This window comes from Sporosarcina sp. FSL K6-3457 (genome assembly GCF_038007285.1).
Taxonomy (GTDB): domain Bacteria; phylum Bacillota; class Bacilli; order Bacillales_A; family Planococcaceae; genus Sporosarcina.
Genome location: NZ_JBBOWX010000001.1, coordinates 2,617,348 through 2,638,004, shown reverse-complemented (window position 1 = coordinate 2,638,004; position 20,657 = coordinate 2,617,348). Strand labels below are relative to the sequence as shown.

The following is a 20,657-nucleotide window of genomic DNA, read 5'->3' as shown; positions in this document are numbered from 1 at the left end:
GCGTTCTTTTTGTTTACCTAAAAATAAGGAGTGATTGAATTTGGAAGAAGTTAAGCGGTATGTAATTTTAGGTGTTACGAGTTTTGTAGCATATTTTTTAGGTGGATGGTCTATTTTATTAACCGCGCTAATCGTTTTAAATGTGCTTGATTACGCGACAGGATTAACTGCAAATTGGCAACAACGGTCATCGTTACGCGCTTTTCAAGGCGGCATAAAAAAAGGCATCATGTGGATGTGGGTAGGCGTATCCAACCTCATTTATTTGATTTTACTTGAACTGGGATACGATGCAGGAGAGGTTTTACCTAATTTTGTAGCGTTATATTTTATAGTTATGGAATTAATATCGCTTGAAGAAAACTCAAAGAAACTCGGACTAGAAATGCCGACACCTTTGAGTTTTTTTATTGGGAAATTGAAAGAAATCATGAATAGTAAAAAGGATGTGAAGTAATGGTTACTGTCAAGGATTTACGGTCCATCACACCACGAACAAACGGTACACGGGCATTATCAGCGATTGAAAACATTGCCCGTCACCACTCAGCTACCGACGAGGGAGATTGGTCCGCATTCTGGAATTACTGGAATAAGACAAAAAAGTGGGGGACTGGTGGCTATCACGAAATTATCTTACGAGATGGCACTGTGGAATTGTGCTATGACCCCGAAGAAATCACGAATGGTGTAGGTGGACAAAACTCATACATTTATAATATCTGCCTGGTGGGCAATGGCTCATTTACAGCAGAGCAGGAACGCGTATTTGATGAACGGACACGCTATTGGATGGACAAGCTAGGATTGCCCGCAAGCGCTGTAAAAGGTCACAATGAATTTACAGGTCAATCTACTAATTGTCCAGCTGTAAATATGGCTGCTGTACGTGCTAGATTGAGTACGCCGTCTACAACTTCAACTGTGGAGGACAAACGGAAATTTTCAAGTCCAACATTGCAAAAAGAAACAGAAGCATCATTAGCCAGTAAGGCACACCGGCAAATTGTTGTGGATGCAGCCATCAAGGCAGGCGCTAATACGTTATGGACAGACAAGCTATCTAGTGGCGCGCTGACAGACGCAGACATGTTGGGGTTAGCGGTTAAGTGCGTTGTTGCGGTAAATAAGTAAAGCAAAAAGACCAGGTACTCATTCGTGAGCCTGGTCTTTTTTGCGTTTATTCGTCATACGGTCTGTATTTTGCATTTAGCTCTTGTGACGCTGCTTTACGGCTTTCAATATCTTCCCTCAAAAATAACTTATCCCGGCTTAACTCTTTGACGGGAACCAATTTCCCACGTTTCACAAGCGACCCTAATGCTTGCCTTGATATTTGTAATTCATTCAATACCTCTGATGATGTTAATATTTCAGTTTGAACCAAAGCGATAAATTCATCTTTGGTTTCAACTTTGTATCCCACGGTATTTCACATCCTTTTCTTTTTGACATATAACACAATGTTCACTATCACTAAAATTAAGCATAGTGAGTAAATGACGATTATTGAGTAATCAAAGAACTGTGGTTCTTTCCAATTGACGACATCAATCAAAATATACAAAGCAAATGCAAAAGCCGCAACGTAAGTTATATTTTTCATAATGAGATGGATATGATAAGATTTAAGAAGAGAGGGGAATTTCTTCCCCTTCTTGTCATTTGCGACGTTTCTTCTTTGCGGGAGTGCGTCGCTTTTTCTTATTTACTCGCATATCGTGTATGTTTTTAGCTGACCCGGTGAGTAAGCTAATTACTGTCGATATTGCGATTAGATAAGTTAAAATCTTATCCGTATCCACTTTGTTCCCCTCCTTTCTATCTTAATTATACTATATCTATTAACTTAAGTCAATAGATATACGTATTATATTTGGCTTTATTTGAAATAAATTACTGAAATAAAATGCGGCCCACTCATTAATTTGAGGGAGTCGCATTTTTTGTTTTCAAAAGATTAGCTTCTTCGTTCAACTTCTTCGCTGCTACATCCTCTTCGTGCTTTTCCACGTAACCGGCTATCAACATACATAGTACCTCTTCTTCAACTTCCTTATTCGCATTCAAAGCTAGATTGAATCTCACCTGCATTTTAGTTGGAACTCGTACTTTTATCACTCTTTCCATCCAAATTCCCCCTTTTACACACCTCTATTATTTAACATATATTTGGTAGTCGCAATAGGAACATTCATTCGGTATAATGATGAAAAGAGGAGGGAACGAGTGTGCGTAATATGTTAATCAAGTCATTGGAATATGGTGAGTCTCTGGATATGATGTATATTGCTAAGGACGGTGGAGTAAGCAAACGGAGGGTGAAGGTATTGCATGTTGGTGAGGGGTCGTTTAGGGCGTACTGTCATCTAAGAAGTACTAGACGTACCTTTACCATTGACAACGTTTTGGCGCTCGTTCCCGTCATCCACAGAGAGAGGGATGTCATATAATGAAGGTAAATTAAAACGACCAGTCCAGTTAATCGGAAAGGTCGTTGTTTTTAATTCAGTAGATTAGAGTACATGCCTACTGCATTCTCTAAATGTTTGTTTCCTTCTAATAAGTGCGTGCTTACATCTACTCTAAATGTTTCCTCGGCAGTATCAACATCCATAATCAAGTACGCGGCTTCAATCCGTTTATTAATCGAATTCTTTAATTCCGATTTGATATAATTCAGCGCATCTATATCAAGTTCTGAAAAGTGGGCAGGTGTTTCTTCTTCGTCAATACTTTTAACGACTCCATTATACAAATTAACCAGTAGCGACAAATCAGAATGAAACGCATCAAGACTACCACCGGCTTCTAGCCTGTCGAAAGGTTCAAGCATATAGAATTCCCAATTCGTATCTATATTCGCTGTGATATGTCTTACGAAAGGATCAAATGTATCGCTGATGTAGGAATCTAAATCTATTTTCTCTTCAACTAGTTCTTCTTTTATTTCTTTTGATTCTTCTACTTTTTCAACTGGTGCTGAAGCTTCTACTTTTTCTTCTGGTTCTTCTTTCGACCCGCACGCAGTTAGTAACAAGATTGTTGATAGTGACAAAAAACCTATAAGTTTTTTCAAATTTTATTCCCCCTATTTTTTGGATAGTTCCATAGTACGATATATTTTGCGATTTGGCTATAGTTGGATAAAAAGAAAAAACAGACAACTATTAATTTAACGGGTTCGGATGATGGGGAGAAAACATTAAATAGCGTTCAAATTGGTGTCTCCTTTTTTGTTGTTACATCAATACTTTAACGGGTTTAACAAATGAATTAGCACATCAATTCACAAGCGAATTGAAACTATCACATAAATTTTTGTGATGTCGTTAAAACTAGTGCTAAAAGGGTTGCGAATTGATATGCTAAAGGTAATTCGTAACACTTGTTTCTTGTAGGATATTGGAGTTTTTATGTTAATCTAAATAGATATTGTGAAAGGTTTCACTTAAACTAACGGGCAGTTTATTTTAATAAGATGGTATTTTTGTAAGGATGCTGAACATTTCAACAAAAATGGCGTAGATTGCATTGAGTTTATCATTTGTTTAATGTAGATATTAGCACCTTGTCAAAACAATAGTGGTCATACATTCAAAGGTGAACGCCGAAAACAGAAAAGACGTCTTTCGTTAAGCCGAAGAAGGCTATCAGAAAAACATCTCTTTGATAAAGAATTTATAGACATTACGAAAGACCATTTAGATTTAGATTAAAATTGAAAATATGAAGCAATACTAAAGTAAGAACCTATTATACTTAAAAGATTAGTTGCGTTAGCACCTGCACCCATCAGGAAGCTTTTCATTTTTAATTTAGAATTAGCTTGTGCATCTAAATCACCCTGTTGTACAGCTGATTTAGATTCATCTAAGATTTCAGTAATATATTTTCTAAGTTGATCATCTATATCCTGACTCGACTTAAGTTTCTCTATTGCAGACTCTATATCATTTGAGAATTGCGATGCATTTATTTCAAATTTATTCATCGTCCCGCTATTGTTCCCAGCGACCACATTACCATTACCTTGAATTGTTTGGTAGATATTTTGGTTTACAGAAGGTGGAATAGTATTAATGTAATCTGGTAACCTTCCAGAAAAATTGGATGCATCTTGCAGTGTAACAAAATAATCTCTGCCTTTTGCATATAAATTTTCTGCAACTCGAAAATCCTTATTATCATATTCTTTCCATCGAGACTCTTCTTTATATGATATCCCATACTTAGTATTATATTCTATTGCATTCTTCCCGATTTTCTTCATTAGATTTACTTCTCTTACACTTAGTTTATCTTGTTCAATTGCATTTACAACTAATTGTAAGTCATAAAGGAATGTATTTTGACATCTAATACTTGATAATAGTGTCGCTTGGAAACTATAAGGGATATTATTCCAATACCCATTTTCTTTCAATATATCTATGCCTGTTTCAATTAAATTTCTAATTTCTTCGGTATAAGAGATCCACCCCTTTATATCTTCTAAGATATCTCCAATAGATTGGTCTTCATAGTTAGTCATTCCCCCGATCATACCTTGTGCCATACGATTACCTCCTTGGTAAGTAGTATTTTTAAAACTCCAAATTCTATTTTAACATATTTGTTTATTCAAAAGCTTAAGTTGTCATATTCTATTGAATATAATGTTCTCCTCGTTTATTTTCTACATTGCTATATGATTGAATCACCTATGTTCCATAGTAAACATCTTATTCAACTAACAGGGTTCTTTGGTGAAGTAAGGATAATAAATATACGTCAAAAAACGCTCATATTTATTCTGAGCGTTTTTACTTGCCATTTATATTGTCAATTAGCTGTTGAAACATATGCTGATTAACTTGACATTTACATTGTTAATAGCGTTTTTCTCTCTATCAACTGAACCCGCTACTAGTAATTAGTCATCTGTTTTCTGTAACGAATAGTTTATTTATGCTATCATAAAATACGTTGACATTTTATTTGACTAAATTAATTGTAGTAAATTACACGTCATGAAAGGGTAGATATATTATGAGTAATGAGCTTCCGAAAACCGTATCTATGTATACTTTAGGCTGCAAAGTGAATCATTATGAAACTGAGGCGATTTGGCAACTTTTTAAAGAGGTTGGCTACGATCGCGAAGATTTTGAGAGGAATTCTGACGTTTATGTCATCAATACATGCACAGTTACCAATACGGGTGATAAGAAGAGTCGGCAAGTGATCCGTCGTGCGATTCGGAAAAACCCTGATGCGGTTATTTGTGTGACGGGTTGTTACGCACAGACTTCACCTGCTGAAATCATGGCAATTCCAGGTGTGGACATTGTTGTGGGGACACAGGACCGACATAAGTTACTTGGTTTGATTGATGAGTATCGCGTAGAGCGTCAGCCGATTAATGCCGTTCGTAACATTATGAAAAATAGAGTTTATGAAGAGCTTGATGTACCGGCATTTACGGATCGTACACGTGCATCGCTAAAAATCCAAGAAGGCTGTAATAACTTCTGTACATTTTGTATCATTCCTTGGGCGCGTGGCTTGATGCGCTCACGTGATCCACAAGAAGTAATTCGTCAAGCGCAACAGCTGGTGGACGCAGGGTATTTAGAACTTGTACTTACGGGAATTCATACAGGTGGTTATGGGGAAGATTTGAAGGACTATAATCTTGCGCGTTTACTGCGTGATTTGGAGTCTCAAGTGACAGGGCTTAAGCGTTTGCGTATTAGTTCGATTGAAGCAAGTCAAATAACAGATGAAGTCATCGATGTTTTGAGAGAGTCAAAAGTTGTTGTTCGTCATCTACATATCCCGATTCAGTCTGGTTCAGATACAGTGCTAAAACGGATGCGTAGAAAATATACGATGGAATTTTTTGCGGAGCGTTTAGATAGACTTCGTGAGGCGTTACCACAGCTAGCTATCACTTCAGACGTCATTGTTGGTTTCCCTGGCGAGACGGAAGAGGAATTTATGGATACGTATAATTTCATCCGAGATTATCGTTTTTCTGAGCTGCATGTTTTCCCTTATTCGAAACGGACGGGTACGCCTGCCGCTAGGATGGGAGACCAAGTGGATGAAGACGTAAAAAATGAACGCGTACATCGCTTGATCGAATTGAACGATCAACTGGCGAAACAATATGCGTCAACCTTTGAGGATGAAGTGCTTGAAGTCATTCCAGAAGCAACTTATAAATTGGATCCGGATAGTGGCCTTTATGAAGGCTACACGGATAATTATTTGAAAGTTGTCTTTCTAGCCGATGAATCAATGGTCGGTAAAATTGTCCGTGTAAAAATTACAAAGCCGGGCTATCCATATAACGAGGCCCAATTTGTTCGCGTTGTTGAAGGCGAACAAGTACATGCTTAAATTGTGTATTGAAAAAGCCGTTCCAGCCTTAATTGGTAGGAATGGTTTTTTTCGTGCAGAAACAGACAATTATTGATATGATGATAGAAGTACGGACAACTTGAGGGAGGTATTCATTTGAATACGGAGTTTGCAACTTATATCGATCATACATTACTAAAAGCTGATGCGAAAAAAGATGAAATTATGGAGCTTTGTCAAGAAGCGCGTCAATACACTTTTGCATCTGTCTGTGTCAATCCAACTTGGGTGAAAACAGCAGCGACAGCACTGGAAGGTTCACCTGTTAAAGTATGCACAGTGATTGGCTTTCCTCTGGGAGCATCAACTTCCGAAGTGAAAGCATTCGAAACGACCAATGCGATTGAAAACGGTGCAGGGGAAATCGATATGGTCATTAATATCGGCGCACTGCGTGGCGGTGAGGATGAGCTTGTCAAACAGGATATTGAAGCTGTCGTACAGGCAGCTAAAGGGAAAGCAATTGTCAAAGTGATTATTGAATCAGCTTTGCTGACAGAACAGGAAAAAAGAAAAGCTTGTGAGCTATCTATTCTCGCAGGTGCTGATTTTGTGAAGACGTCAACAGGCTTTTCAACTGGTGGTGCAACAGAAGAAGATATTAAACTGATGCGAGCAGTTGTAGGACCAAAAACAGGCGTCAAAGCTTCAGGCGGCGTTCGCAGTTTTGAAGACATGAAAAAAATGATTGATGCAGGCGCAACACGAATTGGTGCCAGCTCAGGTGTTCAAATTATGCAGGGATTAGCCTCTACTTCAGATTATTAATCTGATCTACTATCTACTCACGCGCAGATTTCAGAGGAGTCTTCAATTTAGCAATTAAATTTAAAAGTTTTATATTGACCGATTTTAAATTATGCGGTATAATTCTTGAGTACATGGCACTTGGTCACGTACGAAGTGTGTTTGGAGGGAGGGACAAGAGATATGTCGAAAACTGTTGTTCGTAAAAACGAATCGCTTGAAGATGCTCTTCGCCGCTTCAAACGTACTGTATCCAAAAGTGGAACAATACAAGAGGTAAGAAAGCGCGAGTTTTATGAGAAACCAAGCGTAAAACGTAAAAAGAAATCTGAAGCTGCAAGGAAACGTAAGTTCTAATTTCCTGTTGCCATGAATTCAATCTTGTAATGAATCTAAAATTTGGTAAACCGGAAAATCCTTAGGGGTTTTCCGGTTTATTTGTTGTTGTGATGAATTTTTTTAAAAGAAAAATGAAACTTCCGAGCTTTTCACCCGTATATAGAGATATAATAAAATGTAGAAAGAGGTGAAACTACAATGCGTAAAATGATAGGAAGCGTGCTCCTGTTCATTTTATTCGTCTCGACGTTTGCATTTCCGTTCGCAGCACCTGAAGCGGCAAGTCAAATAGTATATAAAGTTCCGATTAAAAAAGAAGTTGAAAAAGGATTATATGCATTTTTGCAACGCTCGTTTTCAGAAGCTGAGGAAGCAGGAGCGAAAGCGATTATCCTGGAGATTAATACACCGGGTGGCTTTGTGGATGCGGCTTGGGAGATAGCCAAGTTGATGGACGAGACAGAGCTTCGGATAATCGCTTACGTCAATCCAAAAGCGCTTTCAGCTGGCGCGTTCATCGCACTTCATGCAGATGACATTTATATGGCGAAGAACGCCACAATGGGTGCTGCACAAGTAATTGAATCGTCAGGTAATGCGGCGGCAGATAAAGTGCATAGTGCGTGGGTGGCAGATATGGTGAGTGCTGCGGAGTCGTCGGATCATGGTCGCAAACCAAAATACGCGCAAGCCATGGCGGATAGCTCGACTGATATTCCTGAATACCGGGCGGGCGTAGGTAAATTGTTAACGCTGACTGCTTCGGAGGCGGAGGAAGTCGGCTATAGTGAAGGAACAGTAGCTTCATTTAAAGAGTTATTACAAAAAACTGGCTACGAAAATGCCGAAATTATTTCAACAAATAAAACATTCGCAGAAAGTCTAGCAAGCATTATTACAAATCCGGTCGTTGTTCCAATCTTGTTATCGATTGCGAGCCTTGGTCTTGTACTGGAATTGTATTCCCCAGGATTTGGTGTGCCGGGAACAATGTCCCTTATCGCATTCGTGTTATTTTTCTACGGGCATTTAGTGGCTGGACTTGCGGGCTATGAAACGATTATTCTGTTCATCATTGGGGCGATTCTCGTCGTTGCGGAATTCTTCCTCCCGCATGGTATAGCAGGAGCTATTGGTTCGCTCGCAATTATTGGTAGTATCATTATGGCGGGCGGCAATCCGATGTATATGGCAGGCTCTGTCCTTATCGCGATTGCTATTGCTGTCACGGGGATGGTGATTATTATGAAGTTTTTCGGTAAAAAGTTGCATTTGCTCAACAAAGTTGTGCTAATGGATTCGACAGATACAGAGCTCGGTTATGTGTCGAATGTCAACAGGGTAGAATTACTCGGACGTATTGCTAAAACGTCCACTCCGCTTAGGCCAGCTGGGACTATCGAGCTGGATGGAGAAAGAATTGATGTTGTTTCTGAAGGAAGCTACATTGATAAAGGAATAAGTGTTAGTATTGTGAAGGTTGAAGGTTCCCGAGTTGTAGTTAGGGAATCAGTAGAGAAAGGGGAGAATGAATAATGACAGCATTTGTAGGAGCAGGCACAATTGGGATGATCGCTATCGTTGTCATAGCAATCATCGTATTGTCCATATTTTTCACATTAGTCCCTGTCACGCTATGGATTTCTGCCATGGCTGCAGGTGTACGCGTAAGTATTTTCACACTAATCGGGATGCGTCTTCGTCGAGTTATTCCAAGTCGTATTGTCAATCCGCTTATTAAAGCACATAAGGCAGGACTGGATGTATCCATTAACCAATTGGAAAGTCACTATCTTGCAGGAGGTAACGTTGACCGTGTTGTTAACGCGCTTATCGCTGCACACCGTGCCAACATCGAATTGACTTTTGAACGTTGTGCTGCCATTGACCTAGCGGGTCGTGACGTACTAGAAGCTGTTCAAATGTCCGTTAACCCGAAAGTTATTGAAACACCATTCATCGCCGGTGTGGCAATGAACGGGATTGAAGTAAAAGCAAAAGCACGTATTACAGTGCGTGCTAACATCGACCGCCTTGTCGGGGGTGCTGGTGAAGAAACAATCGTTGCCCGTGTTGGTGAGGGGATTATCTCAACAATCGGTTCATCGATTGACCATGCGAAAGTATTGGAAAATCCAGATATGATTTCTCAAACTGTATTAGCAAAAGGTCTTGACTCAGGGACGGCATTCGAAATTCTTTCCATTGATATCGCAGACGTTGATATCGGTAAAAATATCGGTGCAGAGCTTCAAACTGAGCAGGCTATGGCGGATAAAAACATCGCACAGGCAAAAGCGGAAGAACGCCGTGCAATGGCTGTTGCCAATGAGCAGGAAATGAAGGCGAAAGTAGAAGAAATGCGTGCTAAAGTTGTTGCATCTGAAGCAGAAGTTCCGCTTGCAATGGCAGAAGCGCTACGCACAGGTAATATTGGTGTCATGGATTATATGAATTATAAAAATATCCAAGCAGACACAGGTATGCGTGATTCGATTAGTGGTTTTGATGGAGATCATAGCAATCCAGATCTTAAAAAGAACTAATTCATAATCAGCCATTTCCTGGAAGGGGGATGCACGAATGGAAAGTCTAATTATTCCTATTATTATTGCGATTGTCTTGTCCTTTTTTAATAAAGGGAAAGGAAAGACTGAGAACCCGACGAAAAATCAGTCAAAGCCGTTCACGGCAACTGGACGTGTTCCAGACAGTCCGCAAAGTAAATTAAAAGAGATGTCGAAAGACTTATTTCGTGAATTGCAGAAAGAAATGCAACGTACGGATGTAGAACCGCCTAGTCGGCAATTGCCGCGGGAAACAGTACCACAACGACCTGTCGTTGTAGCAGCCCAACCGGTTGTAGCGCCTGTAGTAGCCGAACCTGTTCGTTCTACTACACCTCGTACCACTGTTGAACGAAAAGAGCGCCCTGACAGTTCGAGGGACCGGGAAAGACATAGTGGACGTCTTTCGGCACATGGCGCTCAATTTCAAACGGCATCTACTATGCAATCCCATGATTTAATGCCTAAGAATAGGCAGGATCTCATCAAGGGAATTGTGTTCTCTGAAATTTTTGGTCCGCCAAAATCAAAACGATAATCATTGACCCCTTATTCATGTCATACGATATGAATAGGGGGTTATTATTTTTGAGAAAAATATTTAATACGGGTTCATCGGTAACAATTGAAGAGTTTTCTTCATTACGCATTAATGGTCCATACACATTGCTCAAGCTTGGCCCCGATTTTGCGATGATCAAAAGTGGTGATTACATGATTGAAGCGTCGGGGGAGGATTTGATTGTTGAGACATTGTCCGAAGAAGTTGCTGTGTTTTCGTTTGCTTCCATCAAAGCCATGCATGTGACAACAGAAGAAGATCGTGGAGGGAAGCATCGTGCATAAGCGCTATGAGATTAGGGTTTCGGGCGATGGCGACCTTGCAGGGTTTCTCACGAAGCTTGTAGCAGCAAAAGTGAAGGTGTTATCATTGTCGGTTGTGGATGGCGTGGCTCGCTTTCGAACAGATCGTCATGGACTTAAAGTAATTCGGAGCAATCGAAGGCGCTATCGATTGAAAGTAAAGATGTCAAATGCGGGAATTGAGTCAGGTGCAAAAGGGATTTTTACTTCTAACCTTTTCCTGATAGTTTGCCTTATTCCATTTGTCGCCTCCTTATTTTTGTGGACTGTGGAGGTCGAATCTGACAGGCCAGAAGTTGTAGAGAGGATTGATCAGAAACTTGAAAAAGACTCCATTGTTCCGTTAAGACTTTTAGCTTCCATTCCGGATGAAGGTGAAATTCGTCGACAGCTAATGCTCGACGACCCATCCTTATCCTGGGTACGATTTCGGCGAGTGGGAACATCGCTTACAGTGATTCCGATGTTATCGCCTCTAGCAACGAACGAAATTGAAGCCGAAGGACCTCCATCCGATCTAATTGCACGCACAGGAGGCGTTATTACCCGTTTTGAATTGAAAAAGGGGGAAAGGGTAAGCCATGTCCATCAGACTGTTAAAAAGGGGGACGTGCTTGCCACAGGGGTCCTAGTGCAAGGTGATAAAACAGCAGTGGTCGGTGCAGATGGAGCAGTTTACGCAGATTATTGGGTCGAATATTCTTTTAGTCTACCCCAAATAATTGGTTATCGTTTACAAGGTCAGGAAACGGTAGAGTTTTCTTTCAATTTCCCCTGGCAACCACAGGAGGAGAAGTGGTCTCCAAAATCATTTATCCAGACAGAGCGCCATGCAAATGAAAAGACTGGACAGCTGGAATTGTCGGAAGGAATGGAAGAAACGGTCATTATTCCGCTGTTGAAAAACAAGTTTTTATCGGAATCTTTATCAAAAGCGATTATTCAAGACGAGAAAGTTTTGCACGTGTCATTCGATAATGATAAAGTTAGTGGGACCGTATTGTTTCTTATCAATGATAATATCGCAGTCAAAAGACCGATATCCCGAGGAGAATGAGGCTAATGGATGAACAATTGATACAACTGCATGTCGAGGACCCGAATGAAGCGGTTATGCTACTCGGGATATCCGACCAGAATCTGAAATTAATCGAAGAAGCATTGAATATTTCAATTTTGACAAGAGGCGATACAATTGCGCTCAGTGGTGAGGAAGAAAATAGGGATTCAGCTAGAACACTTTTAGAGCAGCTACTGAAAGTCATTCGCAAAGGTGTTAATATTAATCAACGTGACGTCTCGACAGCGATTGAGATGGTGAAAAGTGGAACGATTGAATACTTTGCGGAATTGTATGATGAAGAAATCGCAAGAAATAGTAAAGGAAAAGCGATTCGTGCGAAAACGATTGGACAGCGCGAGTATGTCCATGCCATCCGGACACGGGATCTTGTATTTTGTATTGGGCCTGCTGGAACTGGGAAAACGTATTTAGCGGTTGTCCTGGCTATTCAGGCGATGAAATCGGGTTCTGCCAAACGAATTATTTTAACGCGTCCTGCTGTAGAAGCGGGAGAGAGCCTAGGCTTCCTTCCTGGCGACTTGAAGGAGAAAGTCGACCCATACCTGCGCCCGTTATATGACGCGCTTCACGACGTGCTAGGGACTGAACAGACGGACCGGCTGATTGAACGAGGAGTTATTGAAATTGCCCCGCTTGCTTATATGAGAGGTCGGACGCTTGATGATGCTTTTGTTATTTTGGATGAAGCGCAGAATACAACGAAAGCACAGATGAAAATGTTTTTGACGCGTCTTGGCTTTGGTTCGAAAATGGTCATCACGGGAGATAAAACCCAGATTGATTTACCAAAAGGTAGCGAGTCTGGTTTGATTGTGACAGAAAAAATTCTGCGAAAAGTTGGAGATATTAGTTTTCAGTATCTAGAACAAGGCGATGTTGTACGTCATCCACTTGTGGCGAAAATAATTGAAGCTTATGAAGAAGAGCAGTCATCTTAAGTTGACTGCTTTTTTTACAAGTGATAGCGAGACAGAGGGATTAGCCTCAAAGTAATTCTTTATATCGACATAATAGAGAGAAAGAGAAATGGGGGATATTGCATGTTGCAGCCAATCAGGAAGTTTTTACTCTCATTGAAATTTAATTATCTAGCTATATTCCTTATCGGATTGTCCGGGATACTCCTGTTTTCGATTATGTATGGAAGTGTGAAAAAGGAAACGTATAAATTGGAATCTTTGCAAATTTCTCCAGATACTATACGGTCTATCAAAACGGTTGAGGATACTGTTAAGACTGAGCAGGATAGAGAAAGAGCAGCCCGTGAAGTGACGCCTGTTTATCAGTTATCCAAAGATGTGGCAACGAATCGACAAGCGATTGCAACATCGATATTCGATTTTCTCATCGACGTTAAAAAGATGGGGGAGCTAGGACAGTCTGCTGATGATGAAGTTCTTTTGGACAATAAAAAACAAATTGCCGAGGTACGTAAAAAGCTTGGGAATCTAGAGAAAGAAGAACCTGGTCTCCGATTAAGTGATGATGCGATTTCTGCTTTATTAGCACAAAAGATAGAGGTTTTAGAGGGTATTCAACATGTTCTTTCGACGACTATAGGTGAGGAATTATCGAAGCCGATTCGCAAAGAAGATCTTTCAACAATCCGCTATGAAGTAGAGCGGAAAATTCGTCTTGTGGACACGATTCCCCCATCTAATTTGCAAACGATTTTGACGCTTGGCCGCTTATTAGTTGTTGAAACAGAAACGATAAATATAGAGGCGACTGAGGCTGGTATTGAACAAGCGAGGGCTGCTGTTGAGCCGACTCGGATTTTGCAGGGACAAGTTATTGTCCGTGAAGGACAGATGATTGATAGGGATATTTATAGACAGCTGGAACTGACAGGGTTATTAACGAACCAGTCGACAGTGAAGCCGTTCGCAGGTCTCGGGCTATTTGTGTTGTTTGTCTCAACAATTATCTTTATGCACTTTAATACGTGGAAAGAAAATAATTCAGTAAAGAAAAAAGCGTTGGTAATCGTTCTTTCAGTCTTTTTACTGCTTGTTATTTTGATGAAGCTCATCGCGCTAATTGATGATGATTTCAATGTGTTATTAGCCTTTTTGTTCCCAACAGCACTCGCGCCGATGCTGGTGAAATTATTGACCAACGAAAGGTTGGCAATCATGACGACAATTATTACTGCTGCGACTGCGGGTGTCATGCTACAAGAGGGATTTGCCTCCATTATTCAAATGGAAGTGGCATTGTACATAGTATTCGGGGGGATCGTGAGCCTTTATCTGCTAGGGGATGGGGGGAAACGTTCGAGTATTTTACGGGCGAGCGCAGGTGTGGTGACTTCAAATATGCTGTTCATCGCTTTTTACTTGCTCATGACACAATCGTCTTATGATTTGTCAGAGTTGGCCTTTTATCTCATTGCGGCGATTGCTTCTGGTATTTTATCAGGGGCGTTAACAATCGGATTGATGCCGTTTTTTGAATCAGCTTTTGGCTTGCTATCGGATATGAGGCTGATTGAATTATCGAACCCGAACCATCCGCTATTGAAAAAAGTACTGATTGAAACACCGGGAACCTACCATCATAGTGTTATGGTAGCAAATCTTGCTGATGCTGCTTGTGAGGCGATTGGTGCCAATGGATTACTGGCAAGAGTTGGTAGTTATTACCATGATATTGGCAAGACAATTAGACCTGGATTTTTTATTGAAAATCAACATCCTGGACAAAATCCACACGATGCATTGCCACCAGAAAAAAGCCGTGATATTATTATTGCCCATGCAGAAGACGGTGCGAAGCTGCTTGAAAAGCATAAAATGCCACGAGAAATTATTGATATTGCCCGTCAGCATCACGGTACGAGTACATTGAAGTTTTTTTATGTTAAGGCGAAGGAATCGGGTAAGGATGTTGTGGAAGCAGAATTCCGCTATCCGGGTCCGAAACCGCAGACAAAGGAAATTGCAATTATTTCGATTGCTGACAGTGTTGAAGCGGCAGTTCGTTCCATGAAAGAACCAACCCCACAAAAGGTTGCCGGGCTCGTACGTGCAATTGTCAACGATCGATTGAATGATGGCCAGTTTGATGAATGTGATTTGTCTATGAAAGAATTGAAAAAGGCTGAAAAGGTTATTTGCGAAACATTAAATGGCACATTCCATAATCGGATTGAATATCCGGATTAAGTGCGAAAGGAGTTAGTGCATATGTTGGACATTTATTTTAATGATGAGACCGCTACAGTAGATAAAAAAGTTGAGGAAATGATTCAAACATTATTGAATCATGCTTCGCTAGAAGAAGCTTTAACTGGTGAGGTGGAAGTGTCTATCACATTTATGACGGATCAGGATATTCAAGCCGTGAATTCGGAGTATCGGGGAAAAGATGTGCCGACGGATGTTATTTCCTTTGCGCTTGAAGAGGTCACGAACGATGAAGTGGCGGTAATAGTAGAAGAGGGGATGCCGACCGTTTTAGGTGATATACTCATCTCCGTGGAAACGGCACGCAGGCAAGCGGCGGAATATGGTCATGACTTCAATCGTGAAATGGGCTTCCTCGCATTGCATGGTTTTCTTCATCTTCTTGGCTACGATCATATGACTGAGGAAGAGGAAATCGTGATGTTTGCAAGGCAAAAGGCCATTTTGGCGTCATTCGGTCTTGAGAGGTGACGCTATGCGCAAGTTCTTCAAGGCGTTTGATTATGCATGGAGTGGGATTCTTTATGGCATAAAGGCCGAGCGGAATTTAAAATTCCATCTATTAGCTACTGTTATCGTTCTAGTAGCAGGACTGTTTACTGGATTGTCAGTGATGGAATGGTGTATCGTTCTACTGTTAATCGGTGGGATGTTAGCGCTTGAAATGATGAATGCTGCTATCGAACGTGTAGTGGACCTTGTCACGATGGAAAGTCGCCCACTTGCTAAGCATGCCAAGGATTTGGCCGCAGGTGCTGTACTAATTTATGCGATTATCAGTGCAGTGATTGGCTGGTTGATTTTTATACCCAAATGGTTTCAATAAGTAGAAGAGGTGTTTGTATGGAGATGGAAAAGTTACTAGTTGAATCGAAAAAAGCACGAGACAAAGCCTATGTCCCTTATTCTAAATTCCCAGTCGGGGCAGCGTTAGTTGCAGGGGATGGGACGGTCTATCATGGTTGTAATATCGAGAACTCAGCGTATAGCATGACTAATTGTGCGGAGCGTACGGCATTTTTTAAAGCAGTTTCGGAAGGTGTCCATACATTCAAAGCGCTTGCGGTTGTTGGAGATACGGAAGGCCCGATTTCTCCATGTGGTGCATGTAGGCAAGTGATTGCTGAATTTTGTGAGGGCTCTATGCCTGTCTATTTAACAAATTTAAAAGGGGACGTCCTTGAAACAACGGTTGCAGAATTGTTGCCCGGCGCGTTTTCCAAGGAGGATCTTTCGTATGCAGCAAAACAATAAATCATTCAAATCAGGTTTTATATCCATTATAGGTCGCCCAAATGTCGGAAAATCAACATTTTTGAACCGTGTTGTTGGGCAAAAAATTGCCATTATGAGTGACAAGCCACAGACGACTCGTAACAAAGTGCAAGGGGTTGTCACGACAGATGATTCCCAATTTATCTTCATCGATACGCCAGGAATCCATAAGCCGAAGCATAAGCTGGGCGACTTTATGGTGAAAACGGCACGTAATACGTTGAAGGAAGTTGACATCATCATGTTCATGGTCAATGCGGACGAAGCAATCGGGCGCGGAGATCGTTTTATTATTGAAATGCTTGAAAATACCAAGACACCGGTATTTTTGATTATCAATAAAATTGATTTGGTTCACCCGGACGAATTGCTGAAGATTATTACTTCGTATACATCTGAATACGACTTTGCAGAAATTGTCCCGATTTCTGCGATGAATGGGAATAATGTAGAGCGTCTAAATGAGACATTGACGAAGTATTTACCGGAAGGGCCGAAATACTATCCGGACGATCAAGTAACAGATCACCCAGAGCGTTTCATCATCTCAGAATTGATTCGTGAAAAGGTGTTGCATTTAACACGGGAAGAGATTCCACATTCCGTTGCGGTTGTCATTGAGAAAATTGAGCGCGAGGAAACGCGTGAAATGATTAATGTGATGGCGACGATTGTTGTGGACCGTGATTCTCAAAAAGGCATCGTTATTGGGAAAAAAGGAGCATTACTGAAAGAGATTGGTACGAAAGCTAGATATGATATTGAAATGTTATTGGGCTCGAAAGTATTTTTAGAGCTGTGGGTGAAAGTGCAGAAGGACTGGCGTAATAAGCCGGGTCAACTGAAGGAATTTGGTTTTAGGGAAGACGAATATTAAAAAAGGAATGCTGCTTAAGTGCGCCACGTCCTGTGGCGACAGCTGCATGACCCACTTCGTGTGGGCCTCGGGAGGTGATGAACCTTGCTGAATAAATGGGAAGGTATCATTTTAAGAAGTATTCCTTATGGTGAATCGAACAAAATCGTCACACTTTATACGCGAGAAGCTGGTAAGCTGACCGCGATGGCTAGAGGGGCGAAAAAGCCAGCAAGCCGCTTGGCAGCTATCACACAGCCATTCACACATGGCTCCTTCCTCATCCGAAAAGGTAGGGGAATGGGGACGCTTGAACAAGGTGAGCCGATTGACTCCATGCGCCATATTCGTGAGGATCTTGAAGCGACGGCTTATGCGAGTTATGTTGTGGAGCTGATCGATCGTCTAACAGAGGATGGCGAGCGTTCGGAGGGCATTTATGGATTGCTGCATGCGGCGCTTCATGCCATTAATGAGCAATATGATCCTGAAGCCATTGCCTTGTTTGTCGAGTGGAAAATGCTGCCGGTTGCGGGTATTCATCCTGTTTTGCATCAGTGTGCGAATTGTGGGGCGACAGAAGGGGAGTTTGCGTTTTCTTTTAAAGAAATCGGTTTTCTCTGCCATCGTTGTTTCCATGTAGATCGCTATATCATCCGAATTTCACCAACGCAATTGAAGCTGATTCGGACATTTTATACCGTTCCTATCAATCGAGTCGGTAATCTGACGTTGAAAAAGACAACAAAACAGTTTATGAAAAAGCTCGTGCGTACAATTTATGATGAACAGGTTGGTATTCGGTTAAAATCGAGATCTTTTCTTGAACAGCTTGAAGCCACACCTGAACTGTTACCACGTAAAGAAAAACCGGAGGAACAAGGGGAATAATCCCCTTGTTCTTCCGGTTTTTTAAATTGTATCTCCACTTAAAACTCAAGATGTTTCGCGATATACTCTTTCACATCTGCAATTGGCATACGAACTTGCTCCATTGAATCGCGGTGACGTACTGTTACTTGGCGATCTTCTTCAGAATCGAAGTCGTACGTGATGCAGAATGGTGTACCAATTTCGTCTTGACGACGGTAGCGTCTACCGATAGATTGAGAATCATCGTATTGAACATTGAAATGCTTAGCCAACTCGGCGTAAACTTCGCTAGCACTATCTGCTAATTTCTTCGACAAAGGAAGAACTGCAGCTTTGACAGGCGCAAGAGCAGGGTGGAAGCGAAGAACTGTACGTTTATCATCGTTTTCTAGTTCTTCTTCATCGTAAGCATCACATAAGAACGCAAGTGTTACGCGGTCTGCGCCAAGAGATGGCTCGATGCAATACGGTACGAATTTTTCATTGGTTACAGGATCTTGGTAATGGAAATCCTCACCTGAATACTCCATGTGACGGTTTAAGTCGAAGTCTGTGCGGTTCGCAATGCCCCATAGTTCTCCCCAGCCAAATGGGAATTTGTACTCGATGTCAACAGTCCCTTTTGAATAGTGGGAAAGCTCATCTTCGTTATGCTCACGTAAACGCATAGCATCCTCAGTCATCCCAAGATTTAACAAGAAATTCTTGGAATAATCACGCCAGTACTCATACCATTTCATATCTTCGCCTGGCTTACAGAAGAATTCAAGCTCCATCTGTTCGAACTCGCGTGTACGGAATGTGAAGTTTCCTGGTGTAATTTCGTTACGGAAACTTTTACCGATTTGTGCAATCCCAAAAGGCATTTTTTTGCGCATAGAGCGTTGAACATTTTTAAAATTGACGAAAATCCCTTGTGCTGTTTCAGGACGTAGGAAGATTTGGTTTGCTGATGAATCCGTCACACCTTGTGACGTTTTAAACATCAAGTTGAACTGACGAATTTCCGTATAGTCCATTGCACCACAAGTAGGGCAGACAACATTATGTTCTTGCACAAGCTCAGCCATTTTGTCGAACGAAAGACCGTCAACAACTAATTCAATGCCTTTCGCATCAAGTGCATCTTCAATTAATTTGTCAGCACGATGACGCGTTTTACATTTCTTACAGTCAATCATCGGATCATTGAAGTTACCGATGTGACCAGAAGCTTCCCATACTTTCGGATTCATCAGAATCGCTGCGTCAAGACCAACGTTATACGGCGATTCTTGAACAAATTTCTGCCACCAAGCTTTTTTTACGTTATTTTTCAATTCAATCCCAAGTGGTCCATAATCCCATGTATTCGCCAAACCTCCATAAATCTCAGAGCCCGGGAACACAAATCCGCGCTGTTTTGCTAAATTAACTACCTTCTCCATCGACATTGTCATGTTAAATCCCTCCAAATTATATTGAATCAATTATTAAGATCCGCTAGAGGTTTTATTTTGGTTCAGCAGTGCCTTAGGCTGAACCAAAATAAAAAGCACCCATCCACGGACATAATGTCCGAGGACGAGTGCATAATGACCCGCGGTTCCACCTCGATTGGCTATAAAAATAGCCCACTTCATAGTACAATGGCTCGAGGATGCCGTTTCATGTCAGTACGGGCTTTCACTGTCCCCGTTCGCTTTAATTGACACTACTTATCGTCCTGTCTCCGCCTATTCAATTCTTTTTTAGTGTAGCACGGTTCCGCTTTCTTCGCAATAGTGCACGTCTTCGTATATAATAATCGAGGATAAAGAATTGAACGATTAGGGCGGTGACACATATGGAACTGAATAAGCGCCAGACGGAGATCCTCGCAATCGTCAAAGCGGACGGACCCATTACTGGCGAACAAATTGCAGAACGACTTACGTTGGCAAGAGCCACAATCCGTCCAGATTTAGCAATCTTAACAATGGCGGGCTATTTGGATGCTAGACCCCGTGTCGGCTATTTCTATTCAGGAAAGAAGCCTGCCCAATCAGTTGCTGATAGTATGATAGGCATGAAAGTGCGTGATTTCCAGTCTATCCCGGTTGTGGTTGCAGAAAACACCTCCGTCTATGACGCAATTTGTCATATGTTTTTAGAAGACGTTGGTACACTTTTTGTTGTGAGTAGTACTTCACTCTTGACTGGGGTGCTTTCCAGAAAAGATTTATTGCGAACAAGCCTTGGCAACAATGACTTGGATAAGATTCCGGTCCACGTGATTATGACGCGTATGCCAAATATTACATACTGTAATAAGCAGGATACGCTGTTACATGTGGCGAAGAAAATGATAGACAAGCAAATTGATTCCTTACCTGTTGTCAATGACAACGGAGAGGGGCTTGAAGTGGTCGGAAGGATTACAAAAACAAATATTACCGCAGCCTTCCTATCACTGTCGGATGACTATGAATTATGAG

General features: G+C 41.3%; 24 protein-coding genes. 19 read left to right on the top strand and 5 right to left on the bottom strand.

All coding sequences use genetic code 11. The features are described from left to right. Positions 1-40: 40 nt before the first annotated feature. Both N1I80_RS12900 and N1I80_RS12895 read left to right on the top strand, forming a co-directional pair. Positions 41-457, top strand: coding sequence for a phage holin family protein (locus N1I80_RS12900; RefSeq protein WP_340738270.1), 417 nt, complete (start codon positions 41-43; stop codon positions 455-457). Continuing rightward, positions 457-1,134 carry a peptidoglycan recognition protein family protein gene (locus N1I80_RS12895; protein WP_340738269.1) on the top strand — a complete coding sequence of 226 codons (678 nt, stop codon included), beginning with the start codon at positions 457-459 and terminating at the stop codon, positions 1,132-1,134. The genes N1I80_RS12900 and N1I80_RS12895 overlap by 1 nt, the downstream gene beginning before the upstream one ends. Before the next feature lie 46 nt (positions 1,135-1,180). Here N1I80_RS12895 and N1I80_RS12890 read toward each other — a convergent pair whose 3' ends face one another. Together N1I80_RS12890 and N1I80_RS12885 are read right to left on the bottom strand one after the other, a co-directional pair. Continuing rightward, positions 1,181-1,426, bottom strand: coding sequence for a DNA-binding protein (locus tag N1I80_RS12890; protein ID WP_340738268.1), 246 nt, complete (start codon positions 1,424-1,426; stop codon positions 1,181-1,183). A gap of 497 nt (positions 1,427-1,923) precedes the next feature. Then, positions 1,924-2,130, bottom strand: a complete 207-nt coding sequence (locus N1I80_RS12885; protein WP_340738267.1) for a hypothetical protein — start codon at positions 2,128-2,130, stop codon at positions 1,924-1,926. 110 nt (positions 2,131-2,240) lie between these two features. On the opposite strand from N1I80_RS12885, the gene N1I80_RS12880 reads away from it, so the two are divergent. Continuing rightward, positions 2,241-2,453 carry a transcriptional regulator gene (locus N1I80_RS12880; RefSeq protein ID WP_340740043.1) on the top strand — a complete coding sequence of 71 codons (213 nt, stop codon included), beginning with the start codon at positions 2,241-2,243 and terminating at the stop codon, positions 2,451-2,453. Positions 2,454-2,503: 50 nt separating this feature from the next. Here the strand turns inward: N1I80_RS12880 and N1I80_RS12875 are convergent, their stop codons facing one another. After that, positions 2,504-3,079 (bottom strand): hypothetical protein, encoded by a 576-nt coding sequence (locus N1I80_RS12875; protein WP_340738266.1) that lies wholly within the window; start codon positions 3,077-3,079, stop codon positions 2,504-2,506. 636 nt (positions 3,080-3,715) lie between these two features. Continuing rightward, positions 3,716-4,558: a hypothetical protein gene (locus tag N1I80_RS12870; RefSeq protein WP_340738265.1), complete on the bottom strand. Its 843-nt coding sequence runs from the start codon at positions 4,556-4,558 to the stop codon at positions 3,716-3,718. A gap of 473 nt (positions 4,559-5,031) precedes the next feature. Here N1I80_RS12870 and mtaB point away from each other — a divergent pair, with 473 nt between their 5' ends. From mtaB to recO, 15 genes are all read left to right on the top strand, one after another. Beyond that, a complete protein-coding gene (mtaB, locus tag N1I80_RS12865) occupies positions 5,032-6,387 on the top strand; it encodes a tRNA (N(6)-L-threonylcarbamoyladenosine(37)-C(2))-methylthiotransferase MtaB (RefSeq protein ID WP_340738264.1) in 1,356 nt (451 codons plus the stop codon). A gap of 117 nt (positions 6,388-6,504) precedes the next feature. Further along, positions 6,505-7,176 carry a deoxyribose-phosphate aldolase gene (gene deoC / locus N1I80_RS12860; RefSeq protein WP_340738263.1) on the top strand — a complete coding sequence of 224 codons (672 nt, stop codon included), beginning with the start codon at positions 6,505-6,507 and terminating at the stop codon, positions 7,174-7,176. 162 nt (positions 7,177-7,338) lie between these two features. Next, on the top strand, positions 7,339-7,512 hold the full coding sequence (gene rpsU / locus N1I80_RS12855; RefSeq protein WP_016426884.1) for a 30S ribosomal protein S21: 174 nt from the start codon (positions 7,339-7,341) through the stop codon (positions 7,510-7,512). A 180-nt stretch (positions 7,513-7,692) separates the two neighbouring features. Then, positions 7,693-9,030: an NfeD family protein gene (locus N1I80_RS12850; RefSeq protein ID WP_340738262.1), complete on the top strand. Its 1,338-nt coding sequence runs from the start codon at positions 7,693-7,695 to the stop codon at positions 9,028-9,030. After that, positions 9,030-10,040: a flotillin-like protein FloA gene (gene floA / locus N1I80_RS12845; RefSeq protein ID WP_340738261.1), complete on the top strand. Its 1,011-nt coding sequence runs from the start codon at positions 9,030-9,032 to the stop codon at positions 10,038-10,040. Before N1I80_RS12850 ends, floA begins: the two co-directional genes overlap by 1 nt. Before the next feature lie 37 nt (positions 10,041-10,077). After that, entirely contained in the window at positions 10,078-10,599 is a 522-nt protein-coding gene (locus N1I80_RS12840; protein WP_340738260.1) for a hypothetical protein, read from the top strand. A 50-nt stretch (positions 10,600-10,649) separates the two neighbouring features. After that, entirely contained in the window at positions 10,650-10,907 is a 258-nt protein-coding gene (locus tag N1I80_RS12835) for a hypothetical protein (protein ID WP_340738259.1), read from the top strand. Then, positions 10,900-11,982: a sporulation protein YqfD gene (locus N1I80_RS12830; RefSeq protein WP_340738258.1), complete on the top strand. Its 1,083-nt coding sequence runs from the start codon at positions 10,900-10,902 to the stop codon at positions 11,980-11,982. The genes N1I80_RS12835 and N1I80_RS12830 overlap by 8 nt, the downstream gene beginning before the upstream one ends. A 5-nt stretch (positions 11,983-11,987) precedes the next feature. Next, the gene (locus tag N1I80_RS12825) at positions 11,988-12,947 is read left to right on the top strand and encodes a PhoH family protein (RefSeq protein WP_340738257.1); all 960 of its coding nucleotides are present in this window, start codon (positions 11,988-11,990) and stop codon (positions 12,945-12,947) included. A gap of 102 nt (positions 12,948-13,049) precedes the next feature. Continuing rightward, the gene (locus tag N1I80_RS12820) at positions 13,050-15,176 is read left to right on the top strand and encodes an HD family phosphohydrolase (protein ID WP_340738256.1); all 2,127 of its coding nucleotides are present in this window, start codon (positions 13,050-13,052) and stop codon (positions 15,174-15,176) included. A gap of 21 nt (positions 15,177-15,197) precedes the next feature. After that, positions 15,198-15,668 carry an rRNA maturation RNase YbeY gene (ybeY, locus tag N1I80_RS12815; RefSeq protein WP_340738255.1) on the top strand — a complete coding sequence of 157 codons (471 nt, stop codon included), beginning with the start codon at positions 15,198-15,200 and terminating at the stop codon, positions 15,666-15,668. A 4-nt stretch (positions 15,669-15,672) separates the two neighbouring features. Beyond that, positions 15,673-16,023 (top strand): diacylglycerol kinase family protein, encoded by a 351-nt coding sequence (locus tag N1I80_RS12810; protein ID WP_340738254.1) that lies wholly within the window; start codon positions 15,673-15,675, stop codon positions 16,021-16,023. 17 nt (positions 16,024-16,040) lie between these two features. Then, the gene (locus N1I80_RS12805) at positions 16,041-16,451 is read left to right on the top strand and encodes a cytidine deaminase (protein ID WP_340738253.1); all 411 of its coding nucleotides are present in this window, start codon (positions 16,041-16,043) and stop codon (positions 16,449-16,451) included. After that, positions 16,435-17,349, top strand: coding sequence for a GTPase Era (gene era, locus N1I80_RS12800; RefSeq protein WP_340738252.1), 915 nt, complete (start codon positions 16,435-16,437; stop codon positions 17,347-17,349). Before N1I80_RS12805 ends, era begins: the two co-directional genes overlap by 17 nt. Positions 17,350-17,433: 84 nt before the next feature. Beyond that, positions 17,434-18,219 (top strand): DNA repair protein RecO, encoded by a 786-nt coding sequence (recO, locus tag N1I80_RS12795; RefSeq protein WP_340738251.1) that lies wholly within the window; start codon positions 17,434-17,436, stop codon positions 18,217-18,219. 38 nt (positions 18,220-18,257) lie between these two features. Here the strand turns inward: recO and N1I80_RS12790 are convergent, their stop codons facing one another. Next, on the bottom strand, positions 18,258-19,634 hold the full coding sequence (locus N1I80_RS12790; RefSeq protein WP_445683708.1) for a glycine--tRNA ligase: 1,377 nt from the start codon (positions 19,632-19,634) through the stop codon (positions 18,258-18,260). 392 nt (positions 19,635-20,026) lie between these two features. Here N1I80_RS12790 and N1I80_RS12785 point away from each other — a divergent pair, with 392 nt between their 5' ends. Beyond that, entirely contained in the window at positions 20,027-20,656 is a 630-nt protein-coding gene (locus tag N1I80_RS12785; RefSeq protein WP_445683654.1) for a helix-turn-helix transcriptional regulator, read from the top strand. The last annotated feature ends 1 nt before the right edge of the window (position 20,657 follow it).

Excerpts from the sequence above, each read along its gene's own strand:
- ybeY (WP_340738255.1), top strand. The coding sequence starts at position 15,198 with ATGTTGGACATTTATTTTAATGATGAGACCGCTACAGTAGATAAAAAA.
- N1I80_RS12870 (WP_340738265.1), bottom strand. The coding sequence starts at position 4,558 with ATGGCACAAGGTATGATCGGGGGAATGACTAACTATGAAGACCAATCT.
- N1I80_RS12820 (WP_340738256.1), top strand. The coding sequence starts at position 13,050 with ATGTTGCAGCCAATCAGGAAGTTTTTACTCTCATTGAAATTTAATTAT.
- N1I80_RS12895 (WP_340738269.1), top strand. The coding sequence starts at position 457 with ATGGTTACTGTCAAGGATTTACGGTCCATCACACCACGAACAAACGGT.
- N1I80_RS12825 (WP_340738257.1), top strand. The coding sequence starts at position 11,988 with ATGGATGAACAATTGATACAACTGCATGTCGAGGACCCGAATGAAGCG.
- N1I80_RS12840 (WP_340738260.1), top strand. The coding sequence starts at position 10,078 with ATGGAAAGTCTAATTATTCCTATTATTATTGCGATTGTCTTGTCCTTT.
- N1I80_RS12810 (WP_340738254.1), top strand. The coding sequence starts at position 15,673 with ATGCGCAAGTTCTTCAAGGCGTTTGATTATGCATGGAGTGGGATTCTT.
- era (WP_340738252.1), top strand. The coding sequence starts at position 16,435 with ATGCAGCAAAACAATAAATCATTCAAATCAGGTTTTATATCCATTATA.
- N1I80_RS12880 (WP_340740043.1), top strand. The coding sequence starts at position 2,241 with ATGTTAATCAAGTCATTGGAATATGGTGAGTCTCTGGATATGATGTAT.
- floA (WP_340738261.1), top strand. The coding sequence starts at position 9,030 with ATGACAGCATTTGTAGGAGCAGGCACAATTGGGATGATCGCTATCGTT.
- N1I80_RS12805 (WP_340738253.1), top strand. The coding sequence starts at position 16,041 with ATGGAGATGGAAAAGTTACTAGTTGAATCGAAAAAAGCACGAGACAAA.
- rpsU (WP_016426884.1), top strand. The coding sequence starts at position 7,339 with ATGTCGAAAACTGTTGTTCGTAAAAACGAATCGCTTGAAGATGCTCTT.
- N1I80_RS12790 (WP_445683708.1), bottom strand. The coding sequence starts at position 19,634 with ATGTCGATGGAGAAGGTAGTTAATTTAGCAAAACAGCGCGGATTTGTG.
- N1I80_RS12850 (WP_340738262.1), top strand. The coding sequence starts at position 7,693 with ATGCGTAAAATGATAGGAAGCGTGCTCCTGTTCATTTTATTCGTCTCG.
- mtaB (WP_340738264.1), top strand. The coding sequence starts at position 5,032 with ATGAGTAATGAGCTTCCGAAAACCGTATCTATGTATACTTTAGGCTGC.
- N1I80_RS12785 (WP_445683654.1), top strand. The coding sequence starts at position 20,027 with ATGGAACTGAATAAGCGCCAGACGGAGATCCTCGCAATCGTCAAAGCG.
- N1I80_RS12885 (WP_340738267.1), bottom strand. The coding sequence starts at position 2,130 with ATGGAAAGAGTGATAAAAGTACGAGTTCCAACTAAAATGCAGGTGAGA.